Source organism: Streptomyces glaucescens (assembly GCF_002154375.1).
GTDB classification, from domain to species: Bacteria; Actinomycetota; Actinomycetes; order Streptomycetales; family Streptomycetaceae; genus Streptomyces; species Streptomyces glaucescens.
This window is the reverse complement of record NZ_MUND01000464.1, coordinates 1-10,930: the sequence shown is the minus strand read 5'-3', so window position 1 is coordinate 10,930 and position 10,930 is coordinate 1. Positions and strand designations below refer to the sequence as shown.

Below are 10,930 nucleotides of genomic sequence, written 5' to 3'. Positions count from 1 at the left end.
GCCAAGTGAAATGACGTCTTATGAGAATCACCGTCCGCGACGGCCGTCACGCTCAGCTACATGTCACTTGGCGGCAGCTTCGGGAGTGTGGCCCGATCATCATGCCGCCGACTCGTCGCCGGACGTCTGTTCGTTCACCCACCGCACGGCTTCCGCGAGGTTCGCGGCCGTGCCCGCGGGTTCGTACGAAAATCCGTTCCACTCCTCCAGCGCCCTCGGCTCCTCGGGCCGGAGGTGACCACCACCGCCATGCAGCGGACGGTGCCGACGGTGGACGTCCAGCGGCGGGCGGCGCCGCTTGTTGTACGCGGCGAGCCGATCGTCGGCATCCATGCTCGGGACGGCGCGGGACGGCTGGTTCGGCGGTCCGGGACGGGAGTGCTTGCCCATGCGCTCGATGGTCTCAGGCCGCGACCGTCGTCGGGCGGGCTGCCGCGAGATCCTTCGCCCGGGTGCGGACCTCGTCCACCGCGGCGGTGCGGTAGGGGCGGGCGGCATCCAGCAGCGTGTTGAGCCGGGAGGCGACGAGGGTGGAATCGACCCGGGCGGCCTCGTCGAGGGCCTGTTGAGCAGCTGCGGCGGCCTGCTCGGGCTCGCCCTCCTCGAACAGCGCGGCGGCCAGGCCCACGCGGTCCATGACCTTCACCCGGTCGAAGCCGGGCTTGCGCAGGGCGAGCGCGTCGGCGAAGTGATCACTGGCGCGACGGTTCCGACCGCCGATGCCGTTCAGGTCGCGGGCGGAGACGGCGCGGGCGCCAGCGTGCTCGGCGGCGTCGAAGTACGCCACCCACTGCGGCACGTCGTCCCCGAGTCCGGCCGCCACCAGCTCGTCCGCCTGGCCGAGGTGCCGGTCGGCGCCTCGCTCGTCGCCGAGGGCGGCGTGGACCCGGCCGGTCTGGGAGGCGACCAGCGCCTTCACCACAGGCCGCTGAGCCTTGGCCGCAGCCAGTTCGAGCAGACCGAGAGCGTCCCCGGGATGGCCGAGGTAGATCATCTGGTGGGACATGCGGGTGACGATCTCCACCCCGCGGTCGCGCTGCCCGGCCTCGCCGGCGGCGTAGATACCGTAGGACCAGTACCGCTGGGCGGTGGCGTACCGGCCGCAGTCGTGGCTGACCCAACCGGCCAGCGCGGCCAGGTCGGCGGTCGCGGCGAACACCCGGGCCTTGAGCGAGGGCGGGATGCCGTCCTCGATGCGCCTCGCGGCTTCGGCGAGCTGGGCGACGATCGCCTTGCGGTACAGGCCGCCGCCCTTGGAGGCGTCGGACTTCGTGAAGAACGCGGTGACCTCTTCCAGTGCGGTGGTGGTGGCGTCGTCGAAGCCCTTGGTGCCGGGGCCCAGTCGGCGGGCGGTGCCGCCCAGCATCCGCTCGGCGGCCAGGATCAGCGGGGCGCCGAGGGCGAGCTTGAGGGTGTCGCGGCGGTCGAGGAAGAGGTCCATCTGGGTGCATCCGGCCAAGGTCTGGGCGGCTGCCTCGGTCAGCAGCGGGAGCTGGATGCTATCCAGCGTGGGCCCGGCGGCCGCCAGGCCGAGATCACCCGGAGTGAGCGGCTGGCCGAGCGCTGCCGAAAGCACGGCCGCCAGCAGGGCGGGTACCGGTGGGCGGGGCCGTTCGCCGTCGATCCAGCGGCGTACGCGGGTGGCGTCCGGGGCGATCTGCCGGTGACCTTGCCGGATCGCTTCTGCGGCGATGCGGCGGGCGATCTCCCCGTGGGACAGGCCCGTCGCGGCGATCCACAGCGCGAGATGCGGGTTGCTCGATCTGCTCGGCACCGGTGCCTCACCCTCCCCGACTCATCCGTCACGGAGCGTGGCAGTTTCGCCACGGTTCGCGGCACCTACGGTACTGGTCAGGGCGGGTGTGGGAGGTCGATTCTGCTCAGGCGGTAGCCGCCCGGCTACTGCTTCGGCGCAAGGGGAAGGACTCTCTCCATGGCGACGTTTGCACCCCCCTCTCCCGCTCCGTGGGCGATGCGGCTGGTCACCGACCGGCTGCCGGTCGGCCCGCCCGCCTACGCGGCCATCGAACTGGACGCGGCCACTCAGACCGCCGTCTACACCGACGCCGCCGGCCAGGTGGTGGAGATGGGCAAGCACGGCACCAGCAAGACGACCGGCACCGCGTCGATGTCCGGCGGCGGCGACGGGCAGAACCCGCAGCCGCAGACGCAGGACGACAACACCACCGACTACGAGTCGGACTGACTCGATGACGGCTCCCCTCGTTCTGGTCATCACGTCCCTGGAAGACGTCACCGCAGACCGTGTCATTGCGGCGCTGAACGAGCGTGAGGTGCCCGTCGCCCGCGTCGACCCGGCCGACATCGGCCCCGGCCTGGTCTTCGGCGCCCGCATCGGAGCCGGGGCGCCGGCGTGGGGCGGGCGGCTGCGTACGGCCAGCCGCGAGGTGGAGCTGGGGGAGGTGGCGGCGGTGTACTACCGCCGCCCCACCCCGTACTCCGCCCGGTACGCTCACCTGCCCGTCCAACAGCGCGACTTCGCTGCCGCCGAAGCGCGGCACGGGCTCGGCGGCATCCTCAATCACCTGCACGGCGCGACGTACGTCAACCACCCCGGCGCCGTCACCGCCGCGGACTTCAAGCCCGCCCAGCTCCAGCAGGCCGCCCAGCTCGGCCTGAGCATCCCGCCGACCCTGGTCACCAACGACGTCGAGCAGGCCCGCAAGTTCGCCGCCGAGACCGGCCCCGTCATCTACAAGACGTTCCGCGGCCTGCCCCGCGACGAGGACGGGCACACCGGCGCGATCTGGGCCCAGCGCGTCGATGCCGACACCTTCGACGACTCCCTCGCGGTGACCGCGCACCTGTTCCAGGCGGAGATCCCCAAGACCGGCGACGTGCGGGTGACCGTGGTCGGCCGACAGGTGTTCGCCCAGCAGATCGCCGCCCCGGACGGCGCGCTGGACTGGCGCCGCGGCGACTGGGACGCCCTGCTCCACGCGCCGATCGCCGTCCCGGCCCCGATCGAGGCGGCGCTGCACAGCTACCTGAGCGCGTTCGGCCTGGTCTTCGGCTGCTTCGACTTCGCCCTCACCGGCGACGGCCGCGAGCCCGGGGACTGGGTGTTCATCGAGTGCAACCCCAACGGCCAGTGGGGCTGGCTGCCCGACGCCGGCGACATCACCACGGCGTTCGCCGACATCCTGAGCACGGAAGGAGGCGGAGCGCGATGATGCCCGCCGACCTGGAGACCGACGCCGCCCGGCTGCGGGAGGCGATGGCCAAGGCCCTCGCCGAGGAAGGCGTCCTCGCCGATCCCGGCTGGCGGGCGGGCGTGGGGACCGTGCCCCGGCACGCCTTCGTGCCGGGCTTCTACCTGCCCGCCGCCGAGCGCGACGGGCAGGGCCTAACGGTGTGGGAGCCGGTCACCGCCGAGCTCGACTATGGCCGGTGGCTGGCCGCCGCGTACTCCGACACCACGCTCATCACCCAGTTCGACGGCGACGAACCGAACTGGAAGAACCCGCAGGCGCGGCACGGCGGCGCCCCCACCTCGTCGTCCACGCTGCCGTCACTGGTCGTAGGCATGTGGGCCGACGCGGACGTGCAGAAAGGGCACACGGTGCTGGAGATCGGCACCGGCACCGGCTACTCCACCGCGCTGGCCTGCGAACGCCTCGGCTCCGCCGACGTCACCTCCATCGAGGTCGACCCCCACCGCCTGGAGCAGGCGGCCAGCGCGCTGTACGGCTGCGGATACACCCCCACCCTGGCGGTGGCGGACGGATTGTACGGCTACTGGCCGGAGGCGTCCTTCGACCGGATCGTGGCCGCCTGCTCCTTCCGCGCCGTCCCCCCGGCGCTGCTCGCGCAGGTCCGGCCGGGCGGGAAGATCCTGCTCACCCTGTCCGGCTGGCTGTACGGCTACGCCCGCGTCCTGCTCACCGTGACCAAGGACGGCACCGCCGAGGGACAGATGCTGGGCGGCACGGTGTCGTTCATGTCGGCGCGTACGCACGCGGCGCCGGCGTTCGGCAACCCCGCCCACTAGGCCGCGGGGCTCCCGGAGGCGGGCCGGGCGGCCCGGCACTCCCCGGAGCGGATCACCGCCGGTACCGAAAAAGCCTTTCACCTGCGGTTTCTCGCCCAGTGTGCCGTGCCGGACGCGCAGATGACGACCGTCGGCGACGTCGTGTACCTGGTGGACGTGACGACCGGCTCCGCCGTGATCCTCACCCCCGCCGAGGGGCGGTGGGAGGTCCGCGAGGGCGGCCCCGTGCGGCTGTGGGAGCGGATCGAGGCCGTCCTGTCGGCGTACGACGAGGCGGGCCAGCCCGGGCCGGAGACGTTCACCCTGCACGTCTACGACGGCGGACAGCACCTGCGGCATCCCAACCTGCCCGGCCTGCCGCTACCGAGGCCCTGACGGGCGCCTCCAGGCGCCCGGACGGAGGGATGTGACGGACCTCCGGCCGGGCGCCTGGCCTCGTGTCTCAGCCGCCGCTTCCCGCCTCGCACACGCCGCGTACGGCGTCGCGGATGTCCAGGTCCATCACGTCGTCGATCTTCTCGATGCCGCCGGAGCCGAAACGGACCCACAGCAGGTAGGCGCCAGCGCCGCGTGCGAAGGCGAGTTTCTGCGCGGACGCCGCGTTCGGCGCGGAGTCGATCTCCACCACGACGTCCGGGAGCCCGGGCATCCAGATCACCACATCCAGGCGCCCGTAGCGGCCCTTGCCGTCCGGCACCACGGGCAGCCGCAGCTCCCGGTACGCGCGGGCGTACGGCGCCAGCGTGAGAACGCCGAGGGTGACCAGTTGCCGGTCCCGCGGGGCAAGAGCTGGACGGTCGTACATCTCGCCGAAGGCCCACGCGGCCACCTGGTGCCCCAGCTCCGGGCTGATGTCCGCGAGCACTTCGACGACCCGGCGTCCTGCCTCGCCGTCGACGCGGGTGAGGACCTCCATGCCCTGCGCGAAGCGCTCCTGGCGTGTGCGGGTGTCGTTGACGGAGTTCGAGTTCATGTGTGCTTCCTTCCGCCTGTTCGTCGAGCGCTCGTCCCCCTCCCCGCCCGGACGGCCTCACTTCGCGCCGGCCGGCCCTCGGTGGCGGAACGCCCGCGGGAGTCTCGCGCCCGGCCACGGCCTGCTCCGCCTGCGAGACGGATAGAACCGGAACCGGGCCGTGACGAGTGCTGATCAGGAGAGTGGCTGAGGCGTTCTGCGCCGACGCCGTGTCTTTCGGCACGGCGGGAAGAGGACGCGGCCGCCGGACGCGTCGGCTCGGTGACACCTCGTGGCGTCCCAGGCCTGCATCTCTGGGGGCTTGGAGCGCCGATGCCCTACGGTCGGCGCTGGTCCACGGAGTGGCCCAGGACTTCGGACATGGCCCGGGTCGAGTCGAGCAGTTCCGCCGAGAGGCGGGCCACGTCCTGCTCCGTGATCCCCCGTGCCGGCATCACCAGGGTGACGACGAGCGGGAAGGACTCCCCGGCGGTGAACACGGGGGCCGCCAGCGAGGTGACGCCGGGAATGACGCCGCCGACGGTGGTCGACACGCCTTCGCGCAGCACCTCGCCCTTGATCCGTTGAGCTCGCGGTAGTCATGTTCGATCCGCCAGCGCATCTTCGCCCACCGCACCAGGTCGGTGAGGGGGGTGGTGGCGGGCAGGTTCGAGATCCAGTAGCCGGTCGGGGCGTCCTGGCTGTGCGGCCATTCGACCAGGAGGGTCCGGGTGGGCAGGACGCCGTCCCACCGGTTGCGGCCGCCGCCCGCCTCCTGGGCTGCGGCCAGGGGCTGCTTGCCCGCGGGCCGGACGGTCAGGACCGCGAACCGTGAGGACATCACCCCTTTGCTGCCCTGGCGCCAGGTCACCTCAGTGAGCTTCTTCAGCGTTGCCGCTCCAGGGTGAGGACAGCCTTGGCGATTGACGTCATGCGGTTCGGACTGCATCGAGCCTTGCGGAAGATCCGCCAGGACTTCAGTCGGGCCACTCCGCGTTCGACCGGTGCCCGTGCCGTGGCCAGAGCCTGATTGAGAGTCCTCTCGGTGGGCGTGAGCTCCTTCAGGGGCCTGCGCTTGATGCCCGTGGTCAGCCAGGAGCCACCGCCCTGGTAGGCAAGATCGGCCAGGATGGGGACGCCTTGGCGCTCGCAGATCCGGATGATCCGGTGGGTGCGTGCTGCGGTCAGGTCGTGTGCTCGGCCCGGCAGGGCCGGCGAGATTCACAGCAGCCGGCCGTCCGTATCGGTGACCACCTGCACGTTCACGCCGTGCCGGCGGTGCTTGTGGGAGTAGTCCTCGCGTGAGTCGCCGACCCGGTCGCACTCGGCGAGGGTGCCGTCCAGCAGGACGAAGTCGGGGTCGGCCTCGCGCAGGACCTTCAGCAGGCCCGGTGCGCGTTCGGCGAGCAGGTGAATGACCGCGCTGGTGTAGGCGTGGGCGGTGGACTCGCTGATGGCGGCCCCAGACCAACGGCAAGGTCGAACGCTTCCACCGCACCCTGCTCGACGAATGGGCCTACCACCAGCCCTACACCACAGACACCGAACGGCAAGCAGCGTTTCCCGACTGGCTGGACTGGTATTCACCGAGGACGAGCGCGAGACCGTCCGCCGTCAGATCGGACGGGTCCGTGCGGCGGCGGACTGGCTCGAAGGGGCGCTCGACAACGGCGAGTTCACCCTGGACGAGCAGCTGGTCCAGCTACTCAAGGGCGAGTAGGACATGCCGCGACGCCGGGAGGCCCGGCCGCTGGCCGAGTACTACGGCGACCTGGTCCGCGTCGCTCTGATGGAAGCACGCCCGGCTGGCCTGCACACCTACCAGCTCATGGCCGCCACCCGTCTGACCCGCTCGCAGGTCGGGCGCGGCATCCGGCACGTCCGCGACGTCGTCGCTGCGGAGAACCTGACGCCGATCACCTGGACACGGCGGGACGGGTTCATGTTCTCCGACGACCCCGCGGACTGGATCGAGTACGACAAGCGCCAGTTCCGACAGATCCTCGGCCGGCTCACCCGGGTGATCACGGGCACGCTCGATCCGCACCTGGCCCGCTACCCCGACGACGAATGGGCCCAGCTCACCACCGCCCAGCTCACCGGGGTGCGCGCCACCCTCGCCCAGCTCTCCCAATAGCCTCCGTCCACCACCGATCACCCTGCCGAGCCCGCCATGCCCGCTGCTTCGCGTCGCCGCCGCTACCCGTCCGACACCTCCGTCGCCGAATGGGCCCTTCTGGAACCCCTGCTGCCCATTCCGGCCTGCCAGACGAAGACCGGCGGGCATCCGGAGAAGTGGCCCCGGCGGGAGATCGTCGACGGCATCCGCTACATCATCGACAACGGCGCGAAGTGGAGGGCCCTGCCCGCGGATTTCCCCCCGTGGGAGACCGTTTACGGGTTCTTCTGGCGGTGGAACCGGGCCGAAGTTGTCACCTACATCCGTGACCAGCTCCGCCGGAGGATCCGTACCGGCAAAGGCCGCTGCCCCCATCCCGTGACGCTGATCGTGGACTCCCAGTCGGTCAAGGGCGCCTCCACCGTCGGCCGCGACAGCCGGGGCTACGACGCCGCCAAGAAAATCAACGGGCGCAAGCGACATATCACCGTCGACACGCTCGGCCTGCCCGTGATGATCACGGTGACGCCCGCCGACATCCAGGACCGCGACACCGCCCGCGACGTGTTCTGGCGCCTTCGCCTCACCCAGCCGCAGATCACCCAGATCTGGGCCGACCGCGGCTACGCCGGCGACCTCGTCAACTGGGCTCGCGACCGCCTCTGGCTCACCCTGCGCATCGTCTCCCGGCCCAAGGGCACCAAGGGCTTCGTCGTCCTGCCCCGCCGTTGGAAAGTCGAGGGCACGATCGGCTGGTGCATGAACGCCCGCCGCAACGCACGCGACTACGAACGCTTGCCCCAGCACTCCGAAGCACACCTGAACTGGGCGCTCATCACCATGATGACTCGGCGTCTCACCCGCAAGAGTCCCCGCACCGACACTTGGTCGAGGAAGCCACCGGCCACTCAGGGCTGATTCCATACAAGCGTATAGCGCCAGAACAACCGTCGTCGCAGCCGTGCGCCAGGGAGGACGTCTCTGGCTTCACGGACGATGTCGTCAAAGGTCATGTCCGCTGAGCGAGTAGGGGCCGTCATGGAGACGGGCCGCTGCGAGGGGCGGCCCTTGTTCTTCAGCCAGCCCATGGCAGCGTTGGCCGGAATGGCGACAGCACCGAGCAGGTGGTCCACGGGGGCCTGGGCGCGAGACAGGCCGACGATCACCAGTGTCCCTCCGGGAGCCAGATGACGGCGGAAACGGGTGAGCGCCAGGGTGAACGGCAGGTGGTGGATCGTGGCGACGCACGTGATGACGTCGTAAGGGTCGGCAGGAAGCTCGGCTATTGCATCCGCGACGGTGAAGGTGACAGGGAGCCCGGAAGGAGTCAGTTTCTGGGCCTGGGCTGTGATCACCGGATCGGAATCGACGGCCTGCACAGCATCGGCTCGTCCGGCCAAGAGCCTTGCAAGATCACCGCTGCCCGAACCGACGTCCAGGGCGCGGTCGAAGCGCCTCGGCAACTGCCGCAGGATCCAGCGGTGGTAGTGGGCGTTGTGATCCCAGGGATAAGCGGCGTTGAACCGTTCAAGAGCCCGCAGGACACGAGGCGACAAGATCTTCATCGCCCCAGTCCATCAAGTCCCTGCGGCATGCAGCCGCAAGGTCAGCACGAAGAGACCGGAACCGCTGTGGCGGAGCCCTGGCCGTCATCGCCGGCGACGGGCCGGGTGAAGCGGTAGCACTGATCGACCGATGTGCCGGGGCTGGAGAGCAGGATGGTGACGGTCACCGTTTCTGCCCTGCGCATCACGCTCTTGACGTCGTAGGAACGCAGCCGTGACGTGGGATCGAGAGCCTCTTGCACACCGGCTCGCGTCAGGTCCTCGACGTACAGGCTGGAGATGCGCGTCCGCGCGAGGCGCACCAGACCTTCGATGGTGGTGCCTGGACGGCACACATCGTCGTCCTGCTCGGAAACCCGCGACGTCCACGCCTGCCCGGAGCGGTGAGCGTAGGCGAAGACGAGACACCGACTCACCTGCACGGGCCCACCACCGGGGAGCATGACCTCTTCGTCATACATTGCGGATCTCGCGGCCCTGGCGGTGAATTCGCGGCGGGACGCGTCGTAAGTGATCACGGGAGCTTGCGTGTGCCGCCAGATCACGCCGATGAGTGCGTCGGTGTCGGTGGCGCCGCTCGTGTCGAGTGCGTGGGTCGTGTCGTCCGCCGTGGCGCGGGCCTGCTTCAGGATCGATGCGAACGCCCTGTCCCTGCGCTCAGTGTTGACGTGCCCGTCGTGCCAGTGCCGGTACCACAGCCAGGAGACGAGGACGCCGAGAAGGGTGATCAGCGCGATCAGGATGGTCAGGCAGCCGGTGGTGGCGAAGCGGTCAGCCCGCTTCGCCACCACCATGCTGCCCGTCTTGTGAGCTGTCACTAACTGCCCTTGTACCCCGTGTCGGCCAGTGCCTGGTCCATGACCCGAGCGTAACCCGTTGTACCGGCACTCTTCGGGTGGAACGACTCCAGGCTGGCGCAGACGTTCTTCCCGGGCCAGGGCAGGCAGGGAGCCTGGTTGGCCGGGTCGCCGTCGTGGAAGTCGCCGTCCCCGTTCGGTCCCGCCACAATGCGGTTGATCCACTCATCGCCGTCACAGATTCCGTGTCCCCGGAACGCCGGAATCGGATCGGCGAAGGCCACCTTGGACCCCGCCTTGCGCAGTTCCTCCGCCTTGGCCTTCTGCTTATCCCGTACGTAGTCGGCCAGGGAGTTCAGGGCGTCGAAGTCCGCTGTCACGCATTGACTGTCACTGACCAGACGCGGGTAACCCATGAGCATGATCTGCGCGTTCGGCGCGGCGGCCGCGATTTGGTTGATAACTGTCCCAGTGTCCTCGACCGCCTGGTCGACCTTGCCCTTGTAGTCGGCTGGGTCACACACCCCTATGACGTAGCAGTTCGTGACGGCGTTGGTGAAGTTGTCCCCGTCGTTGCCGCCGATGGTCAGCATGACCAGTGTGGTGTCCGGGCTGAGGACACCGGAGTCGATCTGGCTCTTCTCGCGGTAGTTGCCGATCTTTCCCCATGGGGTGGGATCCCCCGCGGTTAGCTGCGAGGTTTTCGCGCCGGAGCAACTGACGTCCAGGAAGTCGACGGTGGCGCTTCTGTCGTTCGAGAGTTGCCCGAGGCTGGAGCTTTGTCCGGGCAACACGACCTTGCGTGGCCAGGAGTTGTCGCTGCGTCGGCAGGCGTTCCAGGTGCTCGTCCCGTGGTCCCTGTCAGACTCGGGTGAGTAGGCCCCGGCACCCTCACCGGAGGTGTAGGAGTCGCCCATGGCGACGACCATGTGCTTCGGCTTGCCCGCCAGTGGCTGGAAGGCGACGGCGTCCCAGGCGACGTCCTCATCTGCGGTGCCGTCGTCAGTGGTGTTCGTCAGCGCCACCTGTGGCGTGCCGGTGAAGCGGAAGACACCGAGCTCGACCCATGTGTTCTTACTGTAGTGGGTGTTGACATAGCGGTGGCGGTCACCGCCCGCGACTCCCTTGATCACATAATGGGCCTGCTGGGTGTGCGCCCCGGTGTCTGGCATGTGTGCGAAGACGCGGGCCCACTCGACGCTGCGGCCCAGGGTCCAGATGCCGTCGATGGTCATCCGGCCGCCGGGGCCACCGAGATGAGCAGTGTCGCGCGTGTGGGTGTACCAGAAGTGCCCGCCGTGCCCACCGCCGATCTGATGCAGGTCTCCCTTGGCCTCGTACGGGCCCAGGCCTGGTCCGGTCGCTGCTGGGTTGGGGTGGAAGGTGAACTGGAAGGAGCCGGCGTCGGTTCCGGACGATCCGCAGTCGCTGTAGGTGTCGGTGCTGTCGGGGATGGACTCCACGATCAGTGCTCCGGCCGGAGCA

At 69.8% G+C, this 10,930-nt stretch carries 12 protein-coding genes and 4 pseudogenes; 7 read left to right on the top strand and 9 right to left on the bottom strand.

Annotation, left to right across the window (positions count from 1 at the left end):
* Positions 1–99: 99 nt before the first annotated feature.
* Both CCN42_RS28000 and CCN42_RS27995 read right to left on the bottom strand, forming a co-directional pair.
* Positions 100–390 (bottom strand): DUF6087 family protein, encoded by a 291-nt coding sequence (locus CCN42_RS28000; protein ID WP_086739754.1) that lies wholly within the window; start codon positions 388–390, stop codon positions 100–102.
* 13 nt (positions 391–403) lie between these two features.
* A complete protein-coding gene (locus tag CCN42_RS27995; RefSeq protein WP_086739752.1) occupies positions 404–1,774 on the bottom strand; it encodes an NsdA family TPR-like regulatory protein in 1,371 nt (456 codons plus the stop codon).
* Positions 1,775–1,933: 159 nt separating this feature from the next.
* Between CCN42_RS27995 and CCN42_RS27990 the strand changes: the two genes are divergently transcribed.
* The 3 genes and pseudogenes from CCN42_RS27990 (at position 1,934) to tgmC (ending at position 4,387) form a co-directional block, all read left to right on the top strand.
* Positions 1,934–2,206 carry a putative ATP-grasp-modified RiPP gene (locus CCN42_RS27990; protein ID WP_281259540.1) on the top strand — a complete coding sequence of 91 codons (273 nt, stop codon included), beginning with the start codon at positions 1,934–1,936 and terminating at the stop codon, positions 2,204–2,206.
* Between the two features lie 4 nt (positions 2,207–2,210).
* Positions 2,211–3,194 carry an ATP-grasp ribosomal peptide maturase gene (gene tgmB / locus CCN42_RS27985; RefSeq protein ID WP_086739748.1) on the top strand — a complete coding sequence of 328 codons (984 nt, stop codon included), beginning with the start codon at positions 2,211–2,213 and terminating at the stop codon, positions 3,192–3,194.
* Positions 3,191–4,387: pseudogene (gene tgmC / locus CCN42_RS27980) on the top strand (ATP-grasp peptide maturase system methyltransferase). The gene tgmB and the pseudogene tgmC overlap by 4 nt, the downstream one beginning before the upstream one ends.
* Before the next feature lie 67 nt (positions 4,388–4,454).
* On the opposite strand, the gene CCN42_RS44845 reads toward tgmC, so the two are convergent.
* The 4 genes and pseudogenes from CCN42_RS44845 to CCN42_RS46230 form a co-directional block, all read right to left on the bottom strand.
* Positions 4,455–4,985 (bottom strand): carboxymuconolactone decarboxylase family protein, encoded by a 531-nt coding sequence (locus CCN42_RS44845; RefSeq protein ID WP_245877491.1) that lies wholly within the window; start codon positions 4,983–4,985, stop codon positions 4,455–4,457.
* Between the two features lie 317 nt (positions 4,986–5,302).
* Positions 5,303–5,518: an IclR family transcriptional regulator gene (locus tag CCN42_RS27970; RefSeq protein WP_245877494.1), complete on the bottom strand. Its 216-nt coding sequence runs from the start codon at positions 5,516–5,518 to the stop codon at positions 5,303–5,305.
* 32 nt (positions 5,519–5,550) lie between these two features.
* Positions 5,551–5,841 (bottom strand): annotated as a pseudogene (locus CCN42_RS44840) (IS701 family transposase); the annotation flags it as partial.
* Between the two features lie 8 nt (positions 5,842–5,849).
* Positions 5,850–6,431: pseudogene (locus CCN42_RS46230) on the bottom strand (transposase family protein); the annotation flags it as partial.
* On the opposite strand from CCN42_RS46230, the pseudogene CCN42_RS41595 reads away from it, so the two are divergent.
* The 4 genes and pseudogenes from CCN42_RS41595 to CCN42_RS27945 all read left to right on the top strand — a co-directional run.
* Positions 6,419–6,550: pseudogene (locus CCN42_RS41595) on the top strand (integrase core domain-containing protein); the annotation flags it as partial. The pseudogenes CCN42_RS46230 and CCN42_RS41595 overlap by 13 nt on opposite strands.
* Complete coding sequence (locus CCN42_RS44830) at positions 6,532–6,684, top strand: DUF6192 family protein (RefSeq protein WP_245877492.1); 153 nt, start codon at positions 6,532–6,534, stop codon at positions 6,682–6,684. The pseudogene CCN42_RS41595 and the gene CCN42_RS44830, both read left to right, overlap by 19 nt.
* Before the next feature lie 3 nt (positions 6,685–6,687).
* Positions 6,688–7,101 (top strand): hypothetical protein, encoded by a 414-nt coding sequence (locus CCN42_RS44825; protein ID WP_086739747.1) that lies wholly within the window; start codon positions 6,688–6,690, stop codon positions 7,099–7,101.
* Positions 7,102–7,137: 36 nt separating this feature from the next.
* Positions 7,138–8,001, top strand: coding sequence for an IS5 family transposase (locus tag CCN42_RS27945; RefSeq protein WP_086739746.1), 864 nt, complete (start codon positions 7,138–7,140; stop codon positions 7,999–8,001).
* Here CCN42_RS27945 and CCN42_RS27940 read toward each other — a convergent pair.
* The 3 genes from CCN42_RS27940 to CCN42_RS27930 form a co-directional block, all read right to left on the bottom strand.
* The gene (locus CCN42_RS27940) at positions 7,992–8,648 is read right to left on the bottom strand and encodes a class I SAM-dependent methyltransferase (protein ID WP_086739745.1); all 657 of its coding nucleotides are present in this window, start codon (positions 8,646–8,648) and stop codon (positions 7,992–7,994) included. The two genes, CCN42_RS27945 and CCN42_RS27940, sit on opposite strands and share 10 nt — an antisense overlap.
* Positions 8,649–8,689: 41 nt before the next feature.
* Positions 8,690–9,442 carry a hypothetical protein gene (locus CCN42_RS27935; protein WP_143662028.1) on the bottom strand — a complete coding sequence of 251 codons (753 nt, stop codon included), beginning with the start codon at positions 9,440–9,442 and terminating at the stop codon, positions 8,690–8,692.
* Between the two features lie 23 nt (positions 9,443–9,465).
* Positions 9,466–10,930, bottom strand: a 1,465-nt coding sequence (locus tag CCN42_RS27930; protein WP_245877490.1) for an SGNH/GDSL hydrolase family protein, incomplete at its 5' end; no start/stop codon positions are given.